Origin of the sequence: Planifilum fimeticola (assembly GCF_003001905.1) — a bacterium.
GTDB classification, from domain to species: Bacteria; Bacillota; Bacilli; order Thermoactinomycetales; family DSM-44946; genus Planifilum; species Planifilum fimeticola.
On sequence record NZ_PVNE01000025.1, the window covers coordinates 1 to 24,909 of the forward strand.

27 protein-coding genes are annotated in these 24,909 nt (G+C 57.8%); 5 read left to right on the forward strand and 22 right to left on the reverse strand.

Going from position 1 to position 24,909, the window contains the following annotated elements; translation table 11 throughout:
* Positions 1-176: 176 nt before the first annotated feature.
* The 4 genes from CLV97_RS13665 to mobB all read right to left on the reverse strand — a co-directional run bounded on the left by CLV97_RS13665 (position 177) and on the right by mobB (position 2,993).
* On the reverse strand, positions 177-1,343 hold the full coding sequence (locus CLV97_RS13665; protein ID WP_170070539.1) for a VWA domain-containing protein: 1,167 nt from the start codon (positions 1,341-1,343) through the stop codon (positions 177-179).
* A gap of 17 nt (positions 1,344-1,360) precedes the next feature.
* On the reverse strand, positions 1,361-1,507 hold the full coding sequence (locus CLV97_RS18235) for a hypothetical protein (RefSeq protein ID WP_170070540.1): 147 nt from the start codon (positions 1,505-1,507) through the stop codon (positions 1,361-1,363).
* Between the two features lie 61 nt (positions 1,508-1,568).
* Positions 1,569-2,351 (reverse strand): carbon-nitrogen family hydrolase, encoded by a 783-nt coding sequence (locus CLV97_RS13670; protein WP_245891587.1) that lies wholly within the window; start codon positions 2,349-2,351, stop codon positions 1,569-1,571.
* Between the two features lie 135 nt (positions 2,352-2,486).
* Positions 2,487-2,993 carry a molybdopterin-guanine dinucleotide biosynthesis protein B gene (gene mobB / locus CLV97_RS13675; protein WP_106346093.1) on the reverse strand — a complete coding sequence of 169 codons (507 nt, stop codon included), beginning with the start codon at positions 2,991-2,993 and terminating at the stop codon, positions 2,487-2,489.
* A gap of 113 nt (positions 2,994-3,106) precedes the next feature.
* On the opposite strand from mobB, the gene CLV97_RS13680 reads away from it, so the two are divergent.
* Positions 3,107-3,520 (forward strand): DUF4395 domain-containing protein, encoded by a 414-nt coding sequence (locus CLV97_RS13680; protein WP_245891588.1) that lies wholly within the window; start codon positions 3,107-3,109, stop codon positions 3,518-3,520.
* A gap of 149 nt (positions 3,521-3,669) precedes the next feature.
* A complete protein-coding gene (locus CLV97_RS13685; protein ID WP_106346094.1) occupies positions 3,670-4,677 on the forward strand; it encodes a zinc-binding dehydrogenase in 1,008 nt (335 codons plus the stop codon).
* An 82-nt stretch (positions 4,678-4,759) separates the two neighbouring features.
* Here CLV97_RS13685 and CLV97_RS13690 read toward each other — a convergent pair whose 3' ends face one another.
* From CLV97_RS13690 to CLV97_RS13725, 9 genes are all read right to left on the reverse strand, one after another.
* Positions 4,760-5,272, reverse strand: coding sequence for an adenine phosphoribosyltransferase (locus CLV97_RS13690; protein ID WP_106346095.1), 513 nt, complete (start codon positions 5,270-5,272; stop codon positions 4,760-4,762).
* The gene (gene recJ / locus CLV97_RS13695; protein WP_106346096.1) at positions 5,211-7,610 is read right to left on the reverse strand and encodes a single-stranded-DNA-specific exonuclease RecJ; all 2,400 of its coding nucleotides are present in this window, start codon (positions 7,608-7,610) and stop codon (positions 5,211-5,213) included. Before recJ ends, CLV97_RS13690 begins: the two co-directional genes overlap by 62 nt.
* A gap of 236 nt (positions 7,611-7,846) precedes the next feature.
* Entirely contained in the window at positions 7,847-8,749 is a 903-nt protein-coding gene (gene secF / locus CLV97_RS18240) for a protein translocase subunit SecF (protein WP_170070541.1), read from the reverse strand.
* On the reverse strand, positions 8,739-9,977 hold the full coding sequence (gene secD, locus CLV97_RS18245; protein ID WP_170070542.1) for a protein translocase subunit SecD: 1,239 nt from the start codon (positions 9,975-9,977) through the stop codon (positions 8,739-8,741). Before secD ends, secF begins: the two co-directional genes overlap by 11 nt.
* Positions 9,978-10,115: 138 nt before the next feature.
* Positions 10,116-10,427, reverse strand: a complete 312-nt coding sequence (locus CLV97_RS13705; RefSeq protein WP_170070543.1) for a post-transcriptional regulator — start codon at positions 10,425-10,427, stop codon at positions 10,116-10,118.
* A gap of 243 nt (positions 10,428-10,670) precedes the next feature.
* Entirely contained in the window at positions 10,671-11,183 is a 513-nt protein-coding gene (locus CLV97_RS13710) for a DUF2269 family protein (RefSeq protein ID WP_106346097.1), read from the reverse strand.
* A gap of 248 nt (positions 11,184-11,431) precedes the next feature.
* Positions 11,432-12,124: a response regulator transcription factor gene (locus tag CLV97_RS13715; protein ID WP_106346098.1), complete on the reverse strand. Its 693-nt coding sequence runs from the start codon at positions 12,122-12,124 to the stop codon at positions 11,432-11,434.
* Complete coding sequence (locus CLV97_RS13720; RefSeq protein WP_106346147.1) at positions 12,096-13,577, reverse strand: sensor histidine kinase; 1,482 nt, start codon at positions 13,575-13,577, stop codon at positions 12,096-12,098. The genes CLV97_RS13715 and CLV97_RS13720 overlap by 29 nt, the downstream gene beginning before the upstream one ends.
* Before the next feature lie 140 nt (positions 13,578-13,717).
* Positions 13,718-14,596 (reverse strand): hypothetical protein, encoded by an 879-nt coding sequence (locus CLV97_RS13725; RefSeq protein WP_106346099.1) that lies wholly within the window; start codon positions 14,594-14,596, stop codon positions 13,718-13,720.
* 254 nt (positions 14,597-14,850) lie between these two features.
* Here CLV97_RS13725 and spoVB point away from each other — a divergent pair, with 254 nt between their 5' ends.
* Positions 14,851-16,434, forward strand: coding sequence for a stage V sporulation protein B (spoVB, locus tag CLV97_RS13730; RefSeq protein ID WP_106346100.1), 1,584 nt, complete (start codon positions 14,851-14,853; stop codon positions 16,432-16,434).
* Here the strand turns inward: spoVB and CLV97_RS13735 are convergent.
* Positions 16,431-17,144, reverse strand: a complete 714-nt coding sequence (locus CLV97_RS13735; RefSeq protein WP_106346101.1) for a DUF421 domain-containing protein — start codon at positions 17,142-17,144, stop codon at positions 16,431-16,433. The two genes, spoVB and CLV97_RS13735, sit on opposite strands and share 4 nt — an antisense overlap.
* Positions 17,145-17,268: 124 nt before the next feature.
* Here CLV97_RS13735 and CLV97_RS13740 point away from each other — a divergent pair, with 124 nt between their 5' ends.
* Entirely contained in the window at positions 17,269-17,664 is a 396-nt protein-coding gene (locus CLV97_RS13740) for a TIGR04086 family membrane protein (protein ID WP_245891589.1), read from the forward strand.
* Positions 17,665-17,879: 215 nt separating this feature from the next.
* A complete protein-coding gene (locus tag CLV97_RS13745) occupies positions 17,880-18,719 on the forward strand; it encodes a phosphatase PAP2 family protein (protein ID WP_146130500.1) in 840 nt (279 codons plus the stop codon).
* 45 nt (positions 18,720-18,764) lie between these two features.
* On the opposite strand, the gene yajC is transcribed toward CLV97_RS13745, so the two are convergent.
* The 8 genes from yajC to CLV97_RS13785 form a co-directional block, all read right to left on the reverse strand.
* On the reverse strand, positions 18,765-19,058 hold the full coding sequence (gene yajC / locus CLV97_RS13750) for a preprotein translocase subunit YajC (RefSeq protein ID WP_245891593.1): 294 nt from the start codon (positions 19,056-19,058) through the stop codon (positions 18,765-18,767).
* A gap of 56 nt (positions 19,059-19,114) precedes the next feature.
* Entirely contained in the window at positions 19,115-20,248 is a 1,134-nt protein-coding gene (gene tgt / locus CLV97_RS13755; RefSeq protein ID WP_106346103.1) for a tRNA guanosine(34) transglycosylase Tgt, read from the reverse strand.
* A gap of 83 nt (positions 20,249-20,331) precedes the next feature.
* Complete coding sequence (gene queA, locus CLV97_RS13760) at positions 20,332-21,363, reverse strand: tRNA preQ1(34) S-adenosylmethionine ribosyltransferase-isomerase QueA (protein ID WP_106346104.1); 1,032 nt, start codon at positions 21,361-21,363, stop codon at positions 20,332-20,334.
* A 119-nt stretch (positions 21,364-21,482) separates the two neighbouring features.
* Positions 21,483-21,701: a DUF2905 domain-containing protein gene (locus CLV97_RS13765; RefSeq protein ID WP_106346105.1), complete on the reverse strand. Its 219-nt coding sequence runs from the start codon at positions 21,699-21,701 to the stop codon at positions 21,483-21,485.
* Positions 21,698-22,693 carry a Holliday junction branch migration DNA helicase RuvB gene (gene ruvB / locus CLV97_RS13770; RefSeq protein WP_211295760.1) on the reverse strand — a complete coding sequence of 332 codons (996 nt, stop codon included), beginning with the start codon at positions 22,691-22,693 and terminating at the stop codon, positions 21,698-21,700. Before ruvB ends, CLV97_RS13765 begins: the two co-directional genes overlap by 4 nt.
* A 1-nt stretch (position 22,694) precedes the next feature.
* Entirely contained in the window at positions 22,695-23,321 is a 627-nt protein-coding gene (gene ruvA / locus CLV97_RS13775) for a Holliday junction branch migration protein RuvA (RefSeq protein ID WP_106346150.1), read from the reverse strand.
* On the reverse strand, positions 23,318-23,818 hold the full coding sequence (gene ruvC, locus CLV97_RS13780) for a crossover junction endodeoxyribonuclease RuvC (protein WP_106346107.1): 501 nt from the start codon (positions 23,816-23,818) through the stop codon (positions 23,318-23,320). The genes ruvA and ruvC overlap by 4 nt, the downstream gene beginning before the upstream one ends.
* An 88-nt stretch (positions 23,819-23,906) precedes the next feature.
* Positions 23,907-24,719 carry a polysaccharide deacetylase family protein gene (locus CLV97_RS13785; RefSeq protein ID WP_106346151.1) on the reverse strand — a complete coding sequence of 271 codons (813 nt, stop codon included), beginning with the start codon at positions 24,717-24,719 and terminating at the stop codon, positions 23,907-23,909.
* Between the last annotated feature and the right edge of the window lie 190 nt (positions 24,720-24,909).

Here is a 24,909-nt window from a genome sequence, read left to right on the forward strand (position 1 = left end):
TGGGTTCGTCCTGAACATATAAAAACCTTCCTTCGGAATTGTTTTATTCCGAATTCAACAAAAAAGGCTGTTGACCCTTCTTTGTCAACAGCCTCAAGGCCCGTAATACGGGCCTTTTTTGATGTCGGCACAAGGGTCAATAATTAGAGAGACCGCGGCCAAACCCATGGAGAACCTCACGGGTTCAACGCCTCATCGATGTTTTCTTCCATCTGCCGGCGGGCCTTCTCCAGGGCCTGATCCAATCGTTCGTGCAACTCTTCCTTCTTCTCATCCCGATACTGTTGCATCAACTTCAATCGGTGGCCGATCTTCTCGCGCAGGGCATCCCGGTTCTTCTCGTCGATTTTCTCGAGGGAGACCAAAAGATTCGCCGCTTCCATCAGCCGCTTGTTCTCCCGGTCGTAAACCTCCAGAAATTTGCTTCCGACAAACGGGTTGCTTCCGAGCAGATTTTCGATCTCGTCGATCATGTTCAACTTGTATGCGTTCATTTCGTAGAGGTTACCCACCCGCCCCGTGGTACGGAACAAGTTACCGATGGAATTCCGATTCTTCTCGAACAGCCTTCGGAGATCCTCCCCGGTGCGGGCGGTCTGATACTCCCCGCCCCCGGCTTCGGCCACCTTCTTGAGAGCCCGCTGGCCGGCGTTGTCCACGTCAAAGCCGATGATGTTGACGACGGCCTGGATATCCGATTCGTGCAACGCTTTGGCTGCCTTGACCGGATCCCCGCCGCAGGTTTCAATCCCGTCGCTCACTACATATACCACGTTCTTGACGTTTTCACCCTTTTCCGCGGACAGGTCCTGTTGCGCCCCCTGAATGGCGGAGGCCAAGGGCGTCCAGCCCGTGGGCTTGAACCGGCCGAGAGCCTTTGAGAATCGGCTTTCATCATATTCCCCCAGGACAAAAACCTCCTCCGTGCTGTTGCAGGAGACCTCCTTGTCCTTTTGGCTGTTCCTGCCCTTGTGACCGTAAACCCTGAGGGAAACCCGGCTTTGCTCCGGCAGATTGGACACGAAATCCCGGATCGCCTCCTTGGCCAGATCCATCTTGACCCTTCCGTTCACCTTGCCGGCCATGCTTCCGCTGGCGTCCAGGAGAATGGAAACGTTGACGCGGTCCGGCTTTTTCCCTTTCTCTTCCGAAGCTTTTCCCGAACCTTCAAGATCCCCCACGTCAAAAGCCGGTCTGAAATTTTCAATCTCCTTCACAACTGGACCGTAATCCTCCGCCAGCAGATAGATGAGGCGGTTGTATGCCTCCTCCGCCGACAAACCTTTCGGAAGCCCCTCCAGTTCCTTTTTCAGCTTCGCTTCGTCATATTTGTCCCCCGCCAATTTGCCGGGGCCTTCCTTCAGCATACCGTCATGTCGGAAGCCGCCCGGAACGATTCCGCTTCGTTGCCGTCCGGGCTTTCGGCACCCGGGTTCTTGGACAAAAGGGAGCATCCGCCGACAAAGATCAAACCGAAAACGAGCATCATGACCAGGGTCCGTTTCATCCAGACATCTTCTCCTTCCCGGTTGCAAAGGATGATGCGATGGTTGCTGTCATCGAAAACCCTATTTCCGATCGTACATCTCCGGCCGACGGTCCTCAAAGACGGGGATGGTCGTGCGCACGCGTCGGACGGCGGTCGGATCGATATCCACGGTCAGAACCGCCTCTTCCCCGTCCCCTTCCGCGAGAATTTCGCCCCAGGGATCCACCACCATCGAGTGGCCGCCGTACAAGGTCCCCTCCTCTTCCCCGACCCGGTTGACCGCCACGACGAACATCTGGTTCTCCACCGCCCGCGCCTGGTTCAGGATCCGCCAGTGGCGGATGCGGGGACGAGGCCAGCCCGCCGGTACGAACAGAATTTGCATGCCGTCCAGGACCATGGACCGAACCAGCTCCGGAAAGCGCAAGTCGTAGCAGATAATCGTTCCCGCCGTGACATCCCCGATCCGGAAAAGGCAGCGCCCGCCGCCCGGCTTCAGATACTTTTCTTCCTTCAACAGACGGAAGAGGTGGATTTTCCGATAATGCCCGATTCTCCGGCCATCGGGGGCAAACATGTAACTGGCGTTATAGAAGCCCCCCGCTTCCTCCTCCGCGATCGAACCGGCGACCAGATAAACGCCGTGCTCCGCCGCAACCGCCGACAACCACCGAGGAAGTTCCCCCCGATCCGCCAACTCCCCCAGCCGGGGAAACAGAAAGCCCATGTTCCACATTTCCGGAAGAACCACCACGTCGGGACGCTCTTTCCGCACCGTCCTTTTGATCCATTCGCCGATTCGCTTCCGGTTCTCCTCCGGCTGACCGGCGACGACATCCGTTTGCAAGAGAGATATCCGCATGCGGTCCCACCTCTTCCGAATCATTGTCCCATCACGGGAAAAAGCACGATTCCGGCAATTTTACGGATAATATTATATTTTCTTTAAGAAATCTTTTCAAGCAAACCCAACACTTGCACGGCCTTGCCGAAGCGCTCATGCCGGAGGTTCTCGCAGGATGGAAAGCACCTCTTCGGCGACCGCCTCCACTTCGTCGATCCCGTACCAGGGAAAGGAAGGATGATCATCGGGAAACCAGCTGACGACAGCCCGGATGTTGGTCAATCGCTCCAACAGGCTCACATGCTCCCTCTCGCGGAGGACGACCAGTTTGGGATAGCCCGCTTCCTTGAAGCCTTCCGCCAAAACCACATCCAGACCGGCATAATGGGTCAGGAGCTCCTCCATCGACCGGGGCTCCCGGTACCACACCGCCGACTGATTCTCCGCCGAGATGGAGACAACCCGGGCCCCGGCCTCCCGGTGGCGCCAGGTATCCTTGCCGCGCCGATCCAGATCCAACGCTTTGGCATGATGCTTCAGGGTTCCCACCAAAACCCCCCTTTGGGTCAAAAGGGGAATCAGCCGGCAGATCAAAGTGGTCTTTCCGGAATTGGAATATCCCACGACCTGGACCACCGGGGGAAACCCCGTCCCTTTCATACCATCACCTCCCGGAAACGCCGTGTCTGTCCGACCGGATATGCCTTTCAAGGCCGATTCTTTCGATGTATAATAAAAGTTGTAAAATAAAATCGGAAAAGTGGTGATTTGGTGTGAATGGAATCCCCCTTCCCTTCGTCCGGACAAACCAATGGTTTCTGGTGATCACCGTCGCCCTCGCCCTCCTTCTGAATCAGCCGTGGATATTGGCCGTCTCCTGGGCCTTGGGTGTTTACAGTCTGATCTCCGGGAAAAACCCCCTCTTTTTCCTTGTTCGACCCCTGCTTTCCAAATCCCCCTCCGCATATCCGATGGAGGACCCGGCCCAACAGCGTTTCAACCAATGGATTTCCGTCCTCTGCCTTTCCCTGAGCCTCCTCGGTTTCCTGGCGGGGTGGCCCGTCGTCGGCCTCCTCTTCGCCCTGATGGTGGGCGTCGCCGCCCTGACGGCGATCCTGGGATTCTGCATCGGTTGCTTCATCCGGTACCGCTACCTGCGGTGGAGGCAACAGCGGCTGAAAAGTTGACCCGGTTTGTGGTACAGTGAAGACGAGCAACCCATCCATCCTGTCCATCCGAAACCGGTCATCAGAAAATTTTTTCCGAAAGGAGGCGGATTTCCGGTCGACGGCCGCCCGCTTCAACTTCGAAGCAGCGGCCCATTACCGGGTTCGATATGAAGGCTATCGTCCTGAGAGAATTCGGCGGTCCGGAAAAGTTGCGCTATGAAGAAGTGCCCGATCCGACGCCCGGTCCGGGCGAAGTGTTAATCCGCCTGAAGACGGCGGCTCTCAACCGACGGGATTATTTCATCACCCACAACCAATACCCCGGCGTCCAGCTTCCCACGATTCTGGGTTCCGACGGCGCGGGGGAAATCGCCGCCCTGGGCGAAGGGGTCGACGGATTTCAAATCGGACAGGAAGTCATCATCAATCCCTCCCTCAACTGGGGAAACAATCCGCGGGTGAACGGTCCCGACTTCACCATCCTCGGTTCTCCCAAGGATGGAACCTACGCTGAAATGATCGCGGTGCCGGCGGAGAACGTATTCCCCAAACCGACGCATCTCACCTGGGAAGAGGCCGCAGCGATCCCCCTCGCGGGCTTGACCGCGTACAGAGCTCTGGTGACGCGAGGCCGCCTTCAGAAAGGGGAAGTGGTGGTCATTCCGGGCATCGGCGGCGGCGTGGCCACCTTCCTGCTCCTCATCGCCTCCTCCCTGGGGGCACGGGTCTTCGTCACTTCCAGAAGCGATGAAAAGCTCAACCGAGCGATGGAACTGGGGGCCGCCGGGGGCGTCAATTCCAACAGCGAAAATTGGGTCAAAGAATTACAAAAAGCGACCGGAGGCGGAGCAGACCTCTGCGTGGACAGCGTCGGCGGGGAAGTCTTCCCCCAGCTGGTCCGCCTGACAAAGCCCGGAGGAAGAATTGTCACCTTCGGCGCGACGAGGGGCCCCGTTCCCCAATTGGTGATGCCCTTCGTCTTCCTGAAGCAACTGGACATTCTCGGGTCCACCATGGGCAATAACGAAGAGTTCGGGCAGATGTTGAACCTCTTTGAGAAACACCGCATCCGGCCGGTCCTCGACAAGACCTATCCCCTGCAGGATGCGGCGGAAGCCTTAAACCGCATGAAGGACGGACGTCAATTCGGAAAAATCGTTCTCCAAATCTCCTGACGGAAAAGGGGGTGCGCAAAGCACCCCCTCGATCTGTCTCCCGCCGTCCTCCCGGTTTTTGCGGGACACGCCGAAAGGCCCGTCAGAAAGTGACCAGCGACAACACATCCACGTCCGACAGCTTCTCCCGTCCGTTCAGATAGGAGAGCTCGATGAGGAAAGCGGCGCCCACCACTTCCCCCTGGAGCTTTTTCACCAGTTCGATGGTGGCCGAGATGGTTCCGCCGGTGGCCAAGAGATCATCGGCCACGAGCACCCGCTGTCCCGGCTGGACGGCATCCCGGTGAATGGCCAGGCGATCCTTTCCGTATTCCAGGCTATACCCGACCTCCACCGTCTCCGCCGGCAATTTGCCGGATTTGCGGACAGGGACGAAACCTACCCCCATCGCATAAGCCAGGGGGGCTCCCACCACGAATCCCCGCGCTTCCGGTCCCACGATCACGTCGATCTCCTTCTCCTTCAGCCGATCGACCAAGGTATCGATCGCCGCGTGGAAAGCCTTTCCGTCCTTCAACAGGGTCGTGATGTCCTTAAACCGGATTCCCGGTTGCGGAAAGTCGGGAATCACGCGAATTTTTTCCTTGAAATCCATGTTTGTCCGATCCTCCCATTCTGATGTCGAGGGATGTGATGGCGGAAAGATAGGCGCACAAATCCCGGTAAGAGGAATAAACCAGTCGGTTCCACACCCGCTCCCTTTCCAGCTGATCGCGGTAGGTCCTCGATTCCTCCAGAGAGCGCTTGGCGGGCTTTTCCACCACGCTCCACCGCTCACCGTCCCCCTCGAGAAATCCCAATTCGGAAAAGACCTTTAATATGAAGGCGATCATCCGCTTGGACATTCCGGTCCGACGATGCAGTCCCTCCAGGTCCAGCCTGGGATGAACCCATTTTTTCCGCAGCAAAATGGCATACAGGAGTTTGAACCGCTCCCGATCCGGAACATGAAAAAAAACCGGATCCAATGAAGCATCTCCATAGGCAAAATAGAGGCGTTCCACCCGGGAAGCGGCCCGGACCACCCGCTCGAATCGATCCAGCGAAGGGGGCAGATCCGCAAAAACGATCCGCCTGAAGGAAGTGAGATCCGGCATCTCTTCCATATCCCAGGACAAGCGAGCGCCCGCCGTTCCGCTTCCGCCCGGGGAGGCTGCGAACATTGCGGCATCCGGTCGACAGGCGACGGCCCGGAGGCGCTCTTCCGGGATCCGGTTGCTCCGCCAATCGAACACCTGGACATGCTCCACCGCCACATCGCGGATCACCAATTGCGGTACGCGACGGCCCGCCCACTCGTTCAAGGTAAGCTCCCCCAGGCAGTCGGGGCGGGAGTGGGGAGCGATATCCCTTGCCAGGTCCCCCATGCGGAATCCCACCGCATCCAGGGAATGGCCCTGTCGAGTCAGGGTGAGTTTCAAATGGTTCCGATCGGAACCCACCACCTGCATCCGGCTCATTCCCGCTCCGGAAATCCGGAAACAAGGCGTGGGATTTCCGTATCCGCAAGGCTCCAACCGATTCAACTGCGCAATCAGCTCGGGACCGGCATCCTTCAGGTCCAGCTCCGCATCCACACGCATCAGGGGAACGTAGTCTTCCTCGGTCAGCCATTGTTCCGCCAGTTCCGTCAGCCGCTCCTGCAGCTCAGGAAGATGATCCGCCGGCAGAGTCATTCCCGCCGCCATCGGATGGCCGCCGTAATGCGGCAGCAAATCCGCACAGGCGGTAAGCGCCCGATAGATGTCGAAGCCCTCGATGCTCCGGGCCGATCCCTTGGCCATGCCGGTTTCCCCTTCGATTCCCAGCACGATGGCCGGTCGGTAATAGGTTTCCACCAGTCGGGAGGCGACAATCCCGATCACACCGATGTTCCATCCCTCGGAGGCGACGACGATCACCCTCCGGTGGCGTTCGGGATTTTCCCGGACCTGAGCCTCCGCCTCCGAATAAATGGCCTCCACCAGCTTTTGCCGCTCCCGGTTCATCCGATCCAACTCTTCCGCAATGCTTTGGGCCTCGATCGGGTCTTCTGTCAGCAGGAGCCGGACGGCCCGGTCGGCCGAATCGAGACGACCCGTGGCGTTGATTCGCGGCCCCAGAAAAAAGCCGACATGGCCGGATTTCACGTCTCCCTTGATTCCGGCGACATCCATCAGCGCCGTCAATCCCAGGTGACGACGCCGATTCATCCGCTCCAAGCCGAGGGAAGCGATCACCCGGTTTTCATCCAGCAGGGGAACCAGATCGGCAATGGTGCCCAGGGCGGCCACTTCCAAAAATTCCTCCGGCACCCGCCCCAGGAGCGCGTGAGCCAATTTAAAGGCCACGCCGACACCGGCAAGACCTTTGAAGGGATAGGGGCAGGTCGGCTTTTTGGGGTTGATCACCGCCAGCGCCTCCGGCAACGCCGAAGGCGGTTCGTGATGGTCGGTGATGATGAGGTCCAGGCCCAGCTTCCGGGCCTCCTCCGCCTCTTCCAGCGCGCTGATCCCCGTATCCACGGTGACGATCAGATCCGTCCCCGCCTCCCGCGCGTGATGGAGGGCCTCCCGGTTCAAACCGTAACCTTCCCGGAAGCGGTTGGGTATGTAATATCGAACATCGGCTTCCAATCCGCGAAACAACCCCATCATCAAGCCGGTGCTGCTGACGCCGTCGGCGTCATAATCCCCGTAAACCAGGATCTTTTCCCCCTTCTCCAGGGCGAAACGGATCCGCTCCACCGCCGGCGCCATCTCATCCATCAGCAGGGGATCGTAAAACTGGGAAAGGTCGACGTTCAGAAACCGCTCCGCTTTCTCGGGACTATCAATGCCGCGGCTGACCAGAATTCGGGCAACCACCGGATGGATTCCCAGGGTCTCCGCCAAATTGCCGGAAAGCTGTTCGTCCGCCTCCACCAACCGCCAGCGGGTCTTGGGCCGCAGCAATAACCATCACCTCGCTTTGCCGCTTCCATTATAGCACAACAGGGCTTGGCCAAAGCATCGGATTGAAGGGGGATCGTTCCTCCGCTCCGTGAAGCCTTGTTGGAACAAAAAACCGCGGTGCACCCGCGGTCAGGCTGGGGAGGCGATTTTTCGCCGACTACTTGTGAAGCCGACGGAAAATCGCCTCGCCACTCCCAAATTTTGAGGATTGTCCGCCGTCTCGTCGCGCCTCGGAATCAGTTGGCCGGCCGCTCCTTCACCCGCTGCATGGAGCGCCACTTCCAAACCACCCAGATCTGGCTGGCGAGACAGAGGGACGAATAGGTCCCGGCAAAAAGGCCCAACAAGAGGGCGAGGGAGAAGTAGCGTATGCTCTCTCCTCCGAAGAGGAAGAGGGCGGCGCCGGCAAAGACGACGGTCAGCCCCGTGTTGATCGATCGGATGAGGGTCTGATGGATGCTCACGTTCACCACCCGGCTCAAATCCTCCCAGCTCTTCGGCTTGACCTGATCCATCAACTCCCGGATCCGGTCGAAGATGACGATCGTGTCGTTGACCGAGTATCCGATGATGGTGAGAATCGCGGCGATGAAAACCACATCCACTTCCAGCTGCAGAACCGAAAAGGCCCCGATGACAAAGAGGGCATCGTGCAGCAGGGCCAGCACCGCGGCAACGGCAAATCGGTACTCAAACCGGATGGTCACGTAGAGGATGATGCCGATCGATGCGAGCAGCGTGGCGATGATCGCATTCCGGGCCAGTTCCCGTCCGATCACGGGATCGATCCGCTGCTCCTGAAAGCCGGCGAAGCTGTCGCCGTAGACCTGTTGGAAATGCTTCTGGATTTGAAGAACCTTCTCTTTATCCAGCGCCTCATCCGTCCGGAAGATCAACACCTTTCCTTCCTGGCCGGATCGGACGGAGGGATGTTCATATCCCAGCTTTTCAAATTCTTTTTTCGCCTGCTCCACGTCGACGGGTTGCTTCACCGAGATGTCGATCCGGGTCCCGCTCTTGAAATCGATGCCCAGATTGAGCCCTTGAATCAGGAGGGAAAGAATACCCGCTCCCAGCAAAATGGCGGATATCAGAAAGAACAGCTTCCGCTTGCCCACAAAATCCCAGTTATAACTCACCGATCTCATCCCCCTTCACGCCGAACAACCCCGGCCGTTTGGCCACGTTGGCCCGAACCAGCAGATTGAGCAGGATCCGCGACAGGGCGACGGCGGTCAGGAAACTGACGGCGATGCTGAAAATCAGGGAGACCGCAAAGCCGCGCACGCCGGCGGTCCCGAAATAGAACAGGACGGCCGCCGCCAGAACCGTGGTGATGTTGGCGTCGAAGATGGTGAGAAAGGAGCGGCGGGAGCCGGCTTTCACGGCAGCGGGAATCGACTTCCCGTGGCGCATCTCCTCTTTGATCCGCTCATACATCAAAATGTTGGCGTCCACCGCCATTCCGATCCCGAGGATGAAGGCGGCAATCCCCGGCAGCGTGAGGGTTACGTCCAGCAGAACAAAGGTGAGGAGGACGAGATACGCATAGGCGATCAGGCTGATGGACGCGACCAGTCCCGGCAACCGATAATATCCGATGATGAAGATGAAAATGACCAGGATGCCGTACAGACCCGCCTCCAGGCTCTGCTGGAGGGACAATTTCCCCAGGCTGGCATCCACGGCAAAGCTCTGTTTCTCCACCAGTTTGACCGGCAAGGCTCCGGCGTTGAGGAGATCGGCCAACTCCTTCGCTTCCTCCACCGTGAAATTGCCGCTGATGATGGCCTCTCCGTTGGGAATCGGCTCCCGGATCACCGGAGCGCTCAGTTCGTTCTCGTCCAGATAAATGGCCATGATCCGCCCCACATGCTCCCGCGTGATCCTGGCAAACTTGTCGGCATCCTTCAATTTGAGGCGGACCGCGGGTTGACCCGTCTCATCGTAATCCTGGGCCGCGCCCCCTTCCTTGAGGTCCTGACCCGTCAAAAGCACCTTGCCGCTTTCGTCCCGAAAGGTGAGCTTCGCGGGAGTGCCGAGGACCCTTCTGGCTTCCTCCTGATCGGGCACTCCGGCCAATTGCACCCGAATCCGGTTGGGCGGCTCCACCGACAATTCGGGCTCCGTCACCCCGAGAACGTCAATCCGGTTTTGCAGCGCCTGAGCGGTGTCGGCCAACACTTGGGGGGTAATCTTCTGCCCCTTTTCCAGGGGTTGGGCTTCGTACAACACCTCAAAGCCGCCTCTTAAGTCCAGTCCCAGCGTCAAGTTGTTCAGGATATCCCGGGTGGTCAGAGCGATCGTCGACAAGATCGCCGCCACCAAAACAAAAAACAGCGCTAACCTGCCCCAACGAACCTTCATACTGTGGCTCCTCCTTCACGCGAAGACAACCATTCCCATTATCCCAAGCGGATAGAGCCGTGTCAATTTTTTCCCCGCAGGAAAACGAAAAAACCATCGGCAAGCATTTCCGATGGCGTCTTCAGGCCCTTCACCCGCTCACTTCTTCATCGGATCCGATTTGTAGACGCTGATCATCAACCAGTTCATAAAGCGGGTGGCCTTCAAGGACAAGATATCATTCACCAGGCGATTCAGCCGGGGCCAGCCCCTCCGGTAATTTTCCGACACGCAGGCCCACACCTGCTCCCCCGTCACATTTTCGTATCCGTAAAAGCGAAACTCTTCCGCCTTGCTGTTGCACAGGCTCTCGATGCACTCCATCAGCTCCGATTCGCTCAAAAGTTCGACGGAAGATTTCGGTTTCTGGTTGACCGGCTTAAGCGACTTCCGCGCCTGTTGCCGCGCCATGGGCACCCTCTCCCCCTGTCCAAATTCCTGCTGCGGGCCGACCGGGACGGTATGCGGCGATGGGATGGCGCTCCCCTCCTTCGGTCCAAGCCCGTCTTTATTTAGTATAGCACGCCGAAAATGTTCAAACAAATTAAAGTTTGCGCTGTCGGGGACAGGAGCCTCACGACCATCCGGCACCGCGACAACCTCGATGCCGCGCGGAGGAAATGGCCGGCAAAACACACAGGAGATTGTCAAAAATTATACGGTCTTCTCCTTCGTCCGCTTTCCCCACGGTTTGAAAACCGAGATCACAAAAATGGAAACCAGGGACAGGATTTGGAGAACAATCCCGATGAACAACTGCTCACGGTTTACGAGAAAAGCCGGATCCTGCAGCGCCCCCATCCCCTTCGACGAAGTCAGGGTGAAGGCTTTCAGCGTCCAGAAATACATGCCCACAGGGCCCAACAGGATGGCAAGCGCCGTCAACACTTCCTTGGCAATCAGCCAGTAATGCTTAAACAGCCCCCACCGGGTCAATACGGAAAGAAGAATCCCGGTAACCAGGGTGCCGATCGTCGACGCGCGAACCGAAGTCTTGGCCAGAATGTGCATGCTGGCATAACACGCCTGGAGGATGCCTTCATCCTCCGTATTGGCCGCAACGATGCTCAAAATCAAAAAGACCATCGCCACGCCGAGCATAATCGCCGAAAACAGCAGATGAATCGTAAGCAACCAACGCCTCTGGGTAACGCTCAACTTGACCATCTTCTACCCCCTTCGCTTTTATTCTCCATGATAAAGGGCGCTTCTAAACCGGCTCTAAACCGAATCTAAAAAAAGGCTAAAACCCGTCCGAAGGCACAAAAAAAGACCTTTCACGGAAGGATGCCGGCCCTGCGTTGAATAAGTCGGGACAGGATTCACCGCTCGACTTTCTCCCCCCAGCGGAAGAATCTGTCCCCTCGAGACTTTGTCAATAACCGGTATCCTCCCCGGAAAGATCTCAAGCCCGCTTAAACGTTCATGCGGTACCCGACGCCCCAGATCGTTTCGATATATTGAGGGTTGGACGGATCCGCTTCGATTTTCTCCCTCAATTTGCTGATATGAACCGTCACCGTGGCGTTGTCCCCCAAGGCGTCCAAGCCCCAAACCTTCTCGAACAGCTCTTCCTTGCTGAACACCCGGTTGGGATGGCTGATCAAAAAGAGCAGCAGGTCGTATTCTTTGGAAGTCAAGGTGATTTCCCTTTCATTCACAAACACCTTCCGGGACCACCGATCGATCCGGATTCCGCGCACACGGATCTCGTTCCGCTCTTTCGCACGCGCATCGGCGGTCAAGCGTTCGTAACGGGAAAGATGCGCCTTCACCCGGGCGACCAGCTCTCCGACACTGAAGGGTTTCGTCATATAATCGTCCGCGCCCAGCCCCAACCCGCGGATCTTGTCCACATCTTCCTTTTTTGCCGAAACCATGAGAATGGGGATGTTTTTCTCCCGTCGAATCCGCCGACAGATTTCAAAGCCGTCCGCCCCCGGAAGCATGAGATCGAGAATGATCAAGTCCACCCCTTCCTCCAACGCTTTCTCCAAACCCTCCTCCCCGTTGACCGCGATGTCCACCTTAAAACCGCTCGCTTCCAGATAATCCTTTTGCACTTCCGCGATCACCGGATCATCTTCGATGATCAAAATGCGCTTCATGGCCGCTCCCCCCCTGTCCGAGCTTCGGCAGCGCAAAATAGATGCTCGTCCCCTTTCCTTTTCGGCTGTCCGCCCATACCCGTCCGCCATGTTCCTCAATGATCTGTTTCACGATGGCAAGGCCCAGACCGCTGCCTCCCGTTGCGGTATTTCTGGAGGGTTCCCCCCGGTAAAAGCGATCAAAAATCTGTTCCAGCGCCTCCTCTCCAATCCCCGGACCATTGTCCCGGAGGCATACCGTCGCTTCCCCCGCTCCGGACAGTTCCACACGGATTTCCTTTTCCGCCTTGTCCATGTATTTGAGGCTGTTGTCGACGATATTCATGATCACTCTGCGCAGCTTCTCACGGTCCGCCTTGACATAGACCGGTTCCCGGGGAGTGGAAAACCGTATCGCAACCCCTTTCATCCGCGGATCGAGGCGCAGCTCCTCCACAAAGTCCCGCAAAAAAGCCGCCAAGTCAATCGTTTCCCAGTGAAAGGGAACCCGCTTCAGATCGAGCTTGGAAAACAACAGCAATTCATCGATCAGGCGCTCCATGTCTTCCGCTTTTTTCGCGATCATGTTCAGATATTTTTCCCGCATCGGACCGGTCTCCGCGATGCCGTCCCGGATGCCTTCGATGCACGCCTTGATTCCGGTGAGCGGCGTCCGCAGATCGTGGGAAATATGGGACAACAATTGTTTTCGGTTTTCTTCGTACTGCAACTGGAGGTGGATCGACTCCTTCAGCCGGCGCCGCATCTCCTCGAAGGCCGCTCCCAGCTCCCCGATCTCATCCCTTCGATTCAATCGCACCTCTTGATCCAAATCCCCTTCCTTGATCCGTTCCGCTGCGCTTTTCAACAGGGACAACGGTTTGACAATGCTGCGGGAAACCAAAAAAGTCAGGATTCCGTTGGTGGATCCGATGACCAGCAGCAAGGAGAGCAGGAGCAGCGGGAAAAACCTTTTTCCGTTTTCAACAAACCAGCCGATGTCCGAAAAAACATACACAGCGCCCTTGGTGCCGTCACTGAAGGAAACATCGTGTTTTTCCACCGCAAACCGTTCATCGATCGGATTTTCCCACGGCCTCCGATCCGGCTCCAGGGACCGCTCCCGGAGGCGGTCATCGAGGTGCGGGATGTCCACAAGCGGGGAATGGAAGGTCACGCGCCCGTTCCGCACGACGACGAGTCCCGCTTTTACCCGGTTCAACTGCTCATCCGCCCTCTTCAGGAACTTTCGGTCGGCAAACCGGTCCGGATCCGTTCCGGCCACGAACCGGACTCCGGCAACCAACTCGTTGCGCCGTTCGAACTTTTCCCGAAAAGCGGGTTTTCCATCCCCGGTGCGCGCCGCATCGGGAAATAATGCGGAGGAAAGACCCCAGGCGATGAGCGCGAACAGGACGGCGGGTATCACGGTCATGGCGATATAGGACAAAAGCAGTCTCGTTTTGATGGACATGAGTCCCGCTCCTTCAGAAAAGGACGTGATCCCCAGAAAGAAAAAAGCACCGGGCTTCGAAATGGGCAAGCCCCGATTTCATTTTCACACCACAGCTTTGCGAAAACAACCGGATCACAAAGCGATCCGGTTGTTTACTCTTAATGTTGCCACCCGAATTTCATCCGATCCGCTTCCATCTTCCTCGTTTTCTTCCCCGTCAGATCGATCCGTTCCGGCACCGTCTCGCCAATTCCGGAAAAACGGACCCGAATCTGCAGGGTGAGCTCGTGACGCTTTCCGGAATCATCGTTTCCGGTCATGCGTATCTTGACCGTTTGCTGCTCAAGCGAATTTTTCGGAGCGACGTCCGCTGTCAAATCAATGCCTTCGACCTTGACCTCCTTCGTCAGTTCGGGAAGCTCCACCTTGCACTCGCGAACCGGCCCCCACGAATGGGAACGGGACGCTTTGGAGATGACCATGGCGCCGATCGCATCCGCAAACGCGGGAATCTGCCGCTCGGAAAGCGTGAGCTCCACCCGTTTTCCTCCGTCAGGTCCCCGCTCAACCGTCATATCATCCTGCAGCGAACGCATCAGGACATTCGCAACGATACCCGCCGCTTTGGCCCGGCCGGGAGGCCCCTCCCTTCCTTTTTCTCCCTTCGGATGTTCCATCCACCGATATACATCCTCATCGCCCTCTTTGAAGATCACTTTTCCGTCCTGCCAGTATACCTGCCGGGAAAAAGGCTTGGATCCGTCCCCGGATTCATCGCGGAAAGTGGCTTCCACGCTTCCGGCTTTCATCTCCTTGTTCAGTTTGACCTTGGCACGGCCCGTCATCAACTTCGCTCCGTTGTCGGTGATGAGGACGTCCACATCGGCCGTCAGGCTCTTCGCTTCCTTCGTCTTTTCCAGCGCCGTTTTGTAAACCTCATATCCCTTTGCGCTTGCCGACGCGGAAAAGACGGTGACAAAGAAGATCATGACCCCGAGGGCCAACACCGCACCCGCCGCCAACCATTTTTTTCGCATGTCAACCTCCTCCGTTCCAGTCATCGAAAGATCAGGCTTCCTCCGCCTGCGCGAAAGGTTCTTCATCCTTTCTGTCCTCATGATACAGGCCGTGTCTAAAACTCCCCTAAATCAATCCTAAAGAAAGTATAAAAAAACCGGCGGAACGCCGGAATCCGTTCCGCACGGCGGCTCCCGAACGAGTCATCAGAGACGGGAAGGAGGGCATAGGCTTGTATCAGGAATGAAAATCAACGGGAAAGAAGGGGCCGCCCTTGACCAAGCAGTCCTTCCTCCGAGGAACCCTCATTCTCGTCGGAGCGGGTTTCGTCACCAAAGTGCTGGGTTTTGTGTACCGGATCGTTCTTTCGCGAATCATCGGAGACGAAGGAATGGGCCTTTTTCAGATGGCCTACCCCATCCTGCTGTTCGCGATCACCCTGACCACGGCGGGGCTTCCCGTGGCCATTTCCAAATTGGTCTCCGAGGCGGAAGCGACGGGAGACGAACGGAGGATCCGCAACCTCCTGATCGTCTCCACCGTCATCGTGACCATCACGGGATTTTTGTTCACCGCTCTGACGATTCTGCTGGCACCGGTGATCGCCAATACCCTGCTGACGGATGAGCGGGCCGTGTACCCCCTGCTGGGAATTGCACCGATCATCCCGATCGTCGCCGTCGCCTCCATCTTTCGAGGGTATTTTCAGGGAAGGCAGCGCATGAGTCCCTACGCCTTTTCCCAGATCATCGAACAAATCATCCGCATCTTCACGGTGTTGATTCTGGCCCAAGTTCTGCTTCCTTACGGGGTCGAATACGCCTCCGCCGGCGCGATGGTCGGCATCATCTGCGGCGAGTTCGCCGGGCTGATGATGTTGATTCGATCTTACCGAAAGGATCCCAAAAGACCGGTTCTCAAGCTCCGCGGTCGAATCGCGCGGGAAAAGGCGGCCCTTTTCCGCCGGTTCGAATCCACCCTTCACCCGCTTCTGCGCATCTCCGTTCCGGTGACGGCCAGCCGCCTGTTCGGATCCCTGGCCTATGCGGTAGAACCCATCGTCGTTTCCCAAAGCCTGGCCCTGGCAGGGATCGGCACAGCCACAGCGACGGCCCTGTACGGGCAGTTGGAAGGAATGGCCTTTCCGCTGATCGCCTTCCCTTCGTTCATCACCTATGCCCTGTCGGTCTCCCTCGTGCCCGCCGTCTCGGAGGCCGCCGCCCGAAGAATGAATCTCCTGGTGGAACACCGTTTGAACCAGGCCATCCGCCTCTCCCTCATCGTCGGCGCACCCTGTGCCGCTTTGATGTACGTTCTGGCGGAGCCGCTCTCCCTCCTGCTGTACAACGAGGCAGGCGTTGCCCGAATGATGAAAATTTTGGCCCCCTTTGCCATCTTCCTCTACCTGCAGGGTCCGTTGGCCTCCGTGTTGCAGGGATTGGACCGGGCAAAGGAATCCATGCGCAATTCGATCTTCGGCACCGTCATCAAAACGGGGCTGATCTTCGCCCTGGCCTCACACCCCCGTCTCGGAATCGACGGCGTGGCGCTCGCCATCAACTGCGGCGTCATCATCGTGACCGTCCTTCACTTCCTGACGATTTTGCGCATTGTTCCCTTTGCCATCCACCTTCGGGAATGGGTGAAACTGGGCATGGCCGTCGTCTGGATGGGAGCCGTCGTCCACTGGATCTATGCCTTCCACGATGCGCCGATGCTGCCGCGGGTGCTCACGGCCTTGACCGTCGGCGGAGGAGTGTATCTGGCGTCACTGTTATTCCTGTCCCTGATCAGGAAAGAGGATGCCGTCCGCCTGCCCGTCATCGGCGAATGGCTGGCCAAACTTCTGCCTCGTTAACCGCCTCCGGGCGAATCCTCCTCCCCATCGTCCCGACCATCGAGATGGAGGCGGCCGCGATCGTCCATGGTGGCGAGGAAAATCTCCTCGACACCGCGATGCCCCCTGCGCCGCACCTCCTGCTCCAGCCAAAGGCGGTCCCGCCCAATCCGTCTCAGCCCCTCCTCTAGCACCCGTCCTTCAACTATCAGAAAGACGGGCAATTGGGAGGGCTTGGTACTTTGGAGCGGGAAAAGGTCTTCCTTGGATACCGGTTTCTTTCCCTCCTTTGGAAAGACGCTCAGCTTTCCCGATGTTTCCAGAATGGCGAATTCCACATCGGCGACATTGTCGATGCCCTTTTCCCTGAGCTGTGCCATCAAATCATCGAGATTGTATCGGTTTTTGGCCATCACCTTATCCTGGATTCGGCCGTTTTTGATCAACATCGCGGGCTTGCCGTCGACGATATGCCGAATGGTCCTGTTCTTCAATGACAAATAGGATAGTCCGATTTGGGTCACCAGCAACGTGGCGATGGGCAGAATCCCATGAACCAGCGGCCGATCCCCATTCTCGATGGAAATCACCGCCAGGTCGGCGATCATAATGGAAACCACCAGATCAAAGACGGATAACTTCCCGATCTCCCTCTTCCCCATCAGGCGCATCACTATCAAGACAAAAAAATAGATGAACAAGGTCCGAAAAAACACCTCGGTCCATTCCATCCGACTTCGCCCCTTTTTCACCGTCTGCCTTTGTAGTTTGACCCGCCCGCTCCGTTTTTACCCTCCGCATAAACGAGCCCCTCCGATCATAGGATGTACAAACCGTATTCGGGAGGGGGTTCTGGTGAAACACCCATCTGCGGAATCGACGCCGAGGCGAACCGGTTCTCCGCTGATTTTCGGGCTGGTGGCCGTTTGGGGGGTGGTGCTGATCGGCTCTCTGCTTGCGGCATTTCTTTTGCGATATGCTGCTGTGGATGAAGAATACCTTCCCTATTTCACCTTTGGAATCAACGGTGTGGCGCTTTTGGGCGGCGGGTGGATCAGCGGCCGGCGCGCCGGGGAAAAGGGTTGGCTTTACGGCGGATCCGTCGGATGCCTGTATGCTTTGATCGTCATCCTCATCGGATTTTTGGCCTTTGATGCCGCCATGCAGATCCATCCCCTCGCCTTTGCCGCAGGGGCTTTCGCCCTCGGCGCGCTGGGAGGGATATTCGGTGTCAACACCCGCGGGGCGTAACGCGGAATGGACCGCGTACAGGGAGAAAAAACAAAAAACCCCTCATCCGCTTGGCGGGATCTTCCCTTTCCCTCCTCAATCGGCCGTAAAAACAAAGAAATACGGTTTACCGAACTCCCCCGGATGGAATAAAATTAAGAGAGTCGTCGTTGGCTTCGGAAAGCTCCCTCCGGGGCATTTCTTTTGCGGGGAAACCGGATGTGGGAGGGTTTTTTGTGTTTCAATCCGCAGTCTCCATTCTGATGACGGGCCTTGTCACCCTGTTCCTTGTTTTGACCGTCACCTTGAAAAAAAATCCCCTTTCCGTCATCCTTCACTTCGGCAGGGATCTGATAAAAAGCAAGATCCTCCTCGCTCATGTGCTGGGCGCCATTTTCATTCTCCTGTTCAACAAATTCGAACTGATCGTGGAGTCCCATCTGAATACAACGGATTTCACCCAATACATATACCTGTTTGAAGGGAATATCACTCCCCTTGTTCAAAAGTGGCTGGAACATGACGCGCTCACCCAGGTGACGACCTTCTTTTATGTGATCGTTTTCACGGTGATGATGTTCGCCTCACTGTTCGTATACCACCACGAGCAGGACCGACGGTCCCTCTATGCGCTGCTGTACGGGCTCGGTCTCAATTACGTCATCGCCATCCCTTTTTTCCTGTTTGTACCGGTCAATGAAACCTGGTACATCCATCCCGAGGTTTCTCCCCTGTATCTGACGGCATATCCTCTTTTCGAGGATCAATACCGCTTTTTTTCCGGATTGGACAACTCCTTCCCCAGCCTACACACATCGATTTCCCTGACCCTGGCGACGATCGCCCTGCGGTCCCGCAATGTCCGCTTTGCGTGGATCGCCGCCGTTTCTGCGGCCGTCATCCTGTTTTCCGTCATCTACCTGGGAATTCACTGGTATGCCGATGTGATCGCCGGGATCCTGCTGGCCTCAATCACCACCGGCTTGGCCTATCGGCTGAGCGAATATCCCCTGGGAACGCGTCAACTGGTTCTGCCCTCCCCGAACAAGACCCGCGCCGAACATTCCTCCTTTTAAACAAAAAGGACCCGCAACGGGTCCTTGAATTCTCCCTATGTACTCTCACTCTTTTTTCTCCCCGGCTTCCTCCTCCGGACGGATCACCGCATTGACCGCCGAACGCTCGAAAACCAGGCGGGTGTTGTCGCTCACCTTCAAGGTGACGCGATCTTCGGTCAGGTCGGTGATCGTCCCGTGCAATCCGCCGATCGTGATCACCTTGTCCCCCTTCTTCAGGGATTGCAGCATGGCGTTCCTTTCCTTCTGCCTCTTCTGCTGGGGACGAATCAGAAGAAACCAAAACACGACCAGCACCAAGATAAAAGGAAGCAACTGGGCCAAAAATGCGTTATTCAAGGGACTTCCTCCTTTTCATGATTCTTCTGGAACACTTATAGGTGGAAATCTCATCTTCAGAAGGCCTTGACCTGATCACCGCCGTAATATTTCGCGAAAAACTGATCCCGAAAGTCGAGCAGTCGATCCTCCCGGATCGCTTCCCGGACCCGCTCCATCAAACGGGTCAAAAAATAGAGATTGTGATACGTGGTCAAACGGAGGCCGAAGGTTTCGTCGGCTTTGATGAGATGGCGGATATAGGCCCGTGTGTAATGGCGACACGTATAGCAATCGCACTCCGGGTCCAAGGGCGAAAAATCCCGGGCGTATCGCGCGTTTCTCACCACCAATCGCCCCTGGCTGGTCATGGTGGTGCCGTTTCGGGCGATCCGGGTGGGGAGAACGCAGTCAAACATATCGATTCCGCGGATGACCCCCTCGATCAGGGCGTCGGGAGATCCCACCCCCATCAGATAGCGGGGCTTCCCGGCCGGGAGCAGCGGCGTGGTGTGGGAGAGGATCTCGTACATCAATTCTTTGGGTTCCCCCACGCTCAATCCGCCCACGGCATATCCCGGAAAATCCATCGCGACCAGTTGCGCGGCGCTTTGCTCCCGAAGATCCCGATACATCCCGCCCTGAACGATCCCAAAAAGAGCCTGGTCCTCCGGGCGGCGGTGAGCCCTCAGACAGCGCTCGGCCCAGCGGGTGGTCCTCTCCAGGGAAGCCCGGACGTATTCCCGCTCCGCCGGAAAGGGCGGACATTCATCAAAAGCCATGATGATATCGGCCCCCAAGGCGTTTTGGACCTCAATCGACTTCTCGGGGCTTAGAAACAGCGGTTCACCGCTGATGTGCGATCGGAACGAAACCCCTTCTTCCGTAATCTTCCGGAGCGTGCTGAGGCTGAACACCTGGAATCCTCCGCTGTCGGTCAGGATTCCGCGGTTCCAGTTCATGAAGCGGTGCAACCCCCCCGCCTCCCGCACGACTTCGTGCCCCGGGCGGAGGTACAGATGGTACGTGTTGGCCAGGATAACCCCGCTCCCGATCTCCTTCAGCTCCTCCGGGCTCATCGTCTTGACGGTGGCTTGGGTGCCCACCGGCATGAACATCGGGGTTTCAAAGGTTCCGTGAGGGGTGTGGAGCCGCCCCAAGCGGGCTCCCGATTGCTTGCATACCTTGATCAATTCGTATCGAACAGCCAAGAACCGCGCCTCCCGCTTGTACCATTATACCTTACAACCCAATCGGGTTAAACCTGTTCAACAACATTTTGGACACCATCGCGCTAAAGAATCAGCATGGCATCCCCAAAGCTGAAAAAACGATACCTTTGATTCACCGCCTCTTCATAGGCGGCGAGGATCTGCCGCCGAGAGGCGAAAGCGCTCACCAGCATGAGCAGCGTGGAACGGGGAAGGTGAAAGTTGGTGATCAGCGCATCCACCGCCCGAAACCGATACCCCGGATAAATGAAGATATCGGTCCAGCCCTTGGCCGGAACGATCTCCCCGTGCAATCCGGCCACGGTTTCCAGGGTGCGAACCGAAGTGGTTCCAACCGCCACCACGCGGCCGCCCCGCTTTCGGGCCGATCGAATCCTTTCCGCGGCCGCTTCGCCCACCTCGTAGTATTCCGCATGCATCCGGTGTTCCTCCACCCGTTCGGCGGTGACGGGACGAAAAGTCCCCAGTCCCACGTGCAGGGTGACCGAAGCGATGTCCACTCCTTTGTCTCGGATTTCCTCCAGAAGTTCCGGTGTAAAATGCAAACCGGCCGTCGGAGCCGCTGCCGAACCCACCGCCCGCGCGTAAACCGTTTGATAGCGCTCAGGATCCTCGAGGCGCTTCCGAATATAGGGGGGAAGCGGCATTTCCCCGAGCCGCTCCAGCAGCGCCTCCAAATCCTCCGCCTCGTAGGCGAGCCGGACGATACGCCCTCCCGCCACGCCGGATTCCCCTTCCACCACCGCCTGAAGCTCCCCGTTTCCGAACAGGATGGTGCTCCCCGGTTTCAGCCGCCGGGCCGGCTTGGCCAAAACCTCCCAGCGATCCTCTCCCAGCGGCTTCAGCAGCAGAATCTCGACGCGGCCGCCGGTCTCCTTTTTCATTCCGATCAGCCGGGCGGGCCGGACGCGGGTATCGTTGATAACCAACACGTCCCCCGGCCGCAGGTATTCCGTCAGATCGGAAAAGCGCCGGTGTTCCAGCTCCCCGGTCTCCCGATCAAGCACCATCAGTCGGGAGTCGGCGCGGCGGGGCGGCGGCGATTGGGCGATCAGCTCCTCGGGCAGATGAAAATCGAACTCTGACACATCCATGCATTCAACCTCTTCCCGTCATCGAGGGCAAACAAAAAGACCGCCCCCGAAAGCGATATCGGTCGGCAGGTGCCGCCCACCAGGCAGTCATCCGCAAAACTTTACGGGATACCACCCGTTTACCGGAAAAAACGGAGCAGATAGAGCACCAGTGAGAGCACGAAGCTCAAAAGAATGCTTGTGACGATGGGAAAATAGAAACGAAAGTTTTCCTTTTCGATCACGATGTCCCCCGGCAGGCGACCGAGATGAAACCAACGGCCGCCCACCTGCCACAGCAAGCCGATCACCACGAGGACCACTCCGGTGACGATCAGGAATTTCGGAAACTGATTCATCGTGGCATCTCCATCCCGAAATGTTGATAACAACGGGGGGTGACCACGCGCCCGCGGGGAGTTCTTTCCAGAAAGCCGATCTGCATCAGGTACGGTTCATACACGTCCTCCACCGTCTGGGCTTCCTCCCCGATCGTGGCGGCAATCGTCTCCAGTCCGACCGGGCCGCCGCGGAATTTTTCCATGATGGACATCAACAGCTTGTGGTCCACCTGGTCCAATCCCATTTTGTCCACTTGGATCCGGTCCAATGCGTCCCGGGCCGCCTCCAGGGTGATCACGCCGGCCCCTCTCACCTGAACGAAATCGCGAACCCGTTTGAGCAACCGGTTGGCCACGCGGGGGGTGCCCCTGGACCGCACCGCGATTTCCCGGGCGCCTTCCGTCCGAATGGACATCCCGAGCAGCTCGGCGGTTCTGCGGACGATCTGCGTCAGCTCCTCCACCGTGTAATATTCCAGGCGGCACACCACTCCGAACCGATCCCTGAGGGGGGAGGAAAGAGACCCCGCCCGGGTCGTCGCTCCCACCAGGGTGAAGGGAGGCAAATCCAGGCGGATCGATCGGGCGCTGGGCCCCTTGCCGATGACGATATCCAGAGCAAAATCCTCCATCGCCGGATACAAAACCTCTTCCACCGAACGGTTCAGGCGATGAATCTCGTCGATAAACAGCAGGTCCCCCGGCTGCAGATTGGTCAAAATGGCCGCCAAATCCCCGGGGCGCTCAATGGCCGGGCCGGAAGTGGTCCGGATCTGAACGCCCAATTCATTGGCGATGATGGTGGACAAGGTCGTCTTCCCCAGCCCCGGGGGACCGTGCAGAAGGACGTGATCCAAGGCCTCCCTCCGCATCTTGGCCGCTTCTATGTACACCTTCAGGTTTTCCTTCACCCGGGATTGACCGATATACTCATGCAGATACCGGGGGCGCAGGCTGACCTCCATCGCGTCTTCCGCCGATTGACGGGCGGAGATGATCCGTTCCTCCACGTTACCCCCCCCCTCCCGGTCGTTTGGCGGATACCTGGAGCGCCTGACGGATCCAATCATCAAGGGCCGGTTCGGCGTCTCCCATCAGCTTCCGGGCTTCCCGAACCGCCTGGCTCGCTTCCTTCTCATTATATCCCAGGGCCATCAGGGCTTCAATCGCCTCCCCGGCGGTCCCGGATGCGATCCATTGCGGGCCGGTCGGAGAGACATCCTCCTGGACGACGGGAACGTCGAAATCCTTCAGCTTGTCCTTCAAGTCGAGAACAATGCGTTGGGCCGTCTTCTTCCCGATGCCCGGAAGGCGGGTCAGAAAATGGAGGTCCTCCCCCCGGATGGCGCTCACCACCTCACCCACCGTCCCCCGGGCAAGGATGGCCATTCCCGCCTTGGGCCCGATCCCCGACACCTCCAACAGCATGGAGAACAGATCCCGTTCGACCCGGTCGGGAAAGCCGTACAGCGTCCAGCCATCCTCCCGGATAACCGGATGCGTGTAAAGGCGGACGCGTTTCCCCTCATCCCAGAGGTAGGGGCGGGGGCATACCACCCGGTAACCGATTCCCCCTTCCTTGATCACCAGGTAATTCGGACCGGTCCAGGCCACCTCGCCTTCCACAAATTCGATCACGCCCATCCTCCCCTTTCCAAGCGCTCCAACCCGGTCGAATGGGCCTGGCAGATGGCGATGGCCAAGGCATCCGCCGCATCGTCCGGCTTCGGGACCTCGGACAGGGACAGAAGCAGGCGTACCATCTCCTGCACCTGCCGCTTTTCCGCCTGGCCGTATCCCACGACGGCCATTTTCACCTGCAGCGGCGTATATTCGGTCACCGGCACCCCGGCTTCCTCGGATGCCAGCAAGAGGACGCCCCTCGCCTGTCCGACCGTAAAGGCGGTGGTCACATTTCGATTGAAGAAAAGCTTCTCCACCGCCACTACGTCCGGACCGTATTCCCGAAAAAGGCACCGCGCCTCATCGTAAATCCGCTTCAAACGGGCCGGTACGGACAGGCCCGCCTCCGTCCGGATGCAGCCGTAATCGAGGGGAATCAAGCGATTTCCCCGCTGCTCCAACACGCCGTAACCCACGATGGCGATGCCGGGATCGATCCCGATGATTTTCACACTGTTTCCTCCTTGAGTGCGAACGCGCATTCTCTCTACGATTATAGCACATTTTTCCTCGAACCACGGGGGGAACCTCCACGAATCTCTACCGAACCGCTCCGAGGGATTCGCGTTTTCCCTCATCTTCCTCGTAGGCGGGAACCTTCAGCAGTTCAGGCACGGTGACCATCTCATAGCCCCGCTTTTTCAGGTCGGCGATTATCCGGGGAAGGGCCTGCACCGTGTTCTCCAGATTCCTACCGGCGGTGTGCTGTAGAATGACGGAACCCGGCCCGGCCTGCTGTCGCACCGTTCGGATGATCCGATCGGAAGATCTCCCGTCCCAATCCCTCGTGTCCACATTCCAATGGACGATGATCATGCCCCTTTGGCGGATCAGCCGCTCCACGCGCCGGTCCAGACTCCCGTAGGGAGCCCGGAACAACTTCGGCGACCTTCCCGTAATCTCCGAAATCACCCGGTTGGTCCTGTCCACTTCCCGCCTCACCCGGCTTGAATCCAATCGGGCCAAATTGGGATGGTTCCACGAATGGTTCGCCACCACATGCCCTTCCCTTACCATCCGGCGAACCAGATCGGGACGCTGCTCCGCCATCCTCCCCACGAGGAAAAAGGTGGCCCGCACCTTCTCCCGCTTCAGAATGTCCAAAATGCGGGACGTATACCTCCAATCCGGACCGTCATCAAAGGTAAGGGCAACTCTCTTTTTGTCCCTCGGCCCGTGAAAGTATAGAACGGAACGCTTCCCGTCATCCGTTCGGCGGTCGGGGGTATCCGCGGATTTCTTTTTTTCGGGCTCCCTTTGCCGCTTTGGTTCCGCCTTTTCACTCTTCTGTTTTTCGGCTACGATCTTCTTCTTTTCCGCTTCGTTCTTCTTCTTTTCGGCTGAAGACTTCATTCCAAAAACCTCGGTTTGCTCGGCCGCGGGCTCCGCTCCTAAAACCGCAGTTTGTGAATCCAGCCGTTTTAATTTCTTCTCGAGAACCTCCCGATGATCAACCCCGGGCTGTGAACCATCCACAGTCTGATTCTCCAAGGGCACGGGGCCGATCACCCACCAACACAACAGAAAAACCATCGCCCAAACG

Excerpts from the sequence above, each read along its gene's own strand:
- CLV97_RS18235 (WP_170070540.1), bottom strand. The coding sequence starts at position 1,507 with ATGAAACGGACCCTGGTCATGATGCTCGTTTTCGGTTTGATCTTTGTC.
- CLV97_RS13670 (WP_245891587.1), bottom strand. The coding sequence starts at position 2,351 with ATGCGGATATCTCTCTTGCAAACGGATGTCGTCGCCGGTCAGCCGGAG.
- mobB (WP_106346093.1), bottom strand. The coding sequence starts at position 2,993 with ATGAAAGGGACGGGGTTTCCCCCGGTGGTCCAGGTCGTGGGATATTCC.
- CLV97_RS13685 (WP_106346094.1), top strand. The coding sequence starts at position 3,670 with ATGAAGGCTATCGTCCTGAGAGAATTCGGCGGTCCGGAAAAGTTGCGC.
- CLV97_RS13690 (WP_106346095.1), bottom strand. The coding sequence starts at position 5,272 with ATGGATTTCAAGGAAAAAATTCGCGTGATTCCCGACTTTCCGCAACCG.
- secD (WP_170070542.1), bottom strand. The coding sequence starts at position 9,977 with ATGAAGGTTCGTTGGGGCAGGTTAGCGCTGTTTTTTGTTTTGGTGGCG.
- CLV97_RS13705 (WP_170070543.1), bottom strand. The coding sequence starts at position 10,427 with ATGGCGCGGCAACAGGCGCGGAAGTCGCTTAAGCCGGTCAACCAGAAA.
- CLV97_RS13710 (WP_106346097.1), bottom strand. The coding sequence starts at position 11,183 with ATGGTCAAGTTGAGCGTTACCCAGAGGCGTTGGTTGCTTACGATTCAT.
- CLV97_RS13715 (WP_106346098.1), bottom strand. The coding sequence starts at position 12,124 with ATGAAGCGCATTTTGATCATCGAAGATGATCCGGTGATCGCGGAAGTG.
- CLV97_RS13720 (WP_106346147.1), bottom strand. The coding sequence starts at position 13,577 with ATGTCCATCAAAACGAGACTGCTTTTGTCCTATATCGCCATGACCGTG.
- CLV97_RS13725 (WP_106346099.1), bottom strand. The coding sequence starts at position 14,596 with ATGCGAAAAAAATGGTTGGCGGCGGGTGCGGTGTTGGCCCTCGGGGTC.
- CLV97_RS13735 (WP_106346101.1), bottom strand. The coding sequence starts at position 17,144 with ATGGAATGGACCGAGGTGTTTTTTCGGACCTTGTTCATCTATTTTTTT.
- queA (WP_106346104.1), bottom strand. The coding sequence starts at position 21,363 with ATGGATGTGTCAGAGTTCGATTTTCATCTGCCCGAGGAGCTGATCGCC.
- CLV97_RS13765 (WP_106346105.1), bottom strand. The coding sequence starts at position 21,701 with ATGAATCAGTTTCCGAAATTCCTGATCGTCACCGGAGTGGTCCTCGTG.
- CLV97_RS13785 (WP_106346151.1), bottom strand. The coding sequence starts at position 24,719 with ATGAAGTCTTCAGCCGAAAAGAAGAAGAACGAAGCGGAAAAGAAGAAG.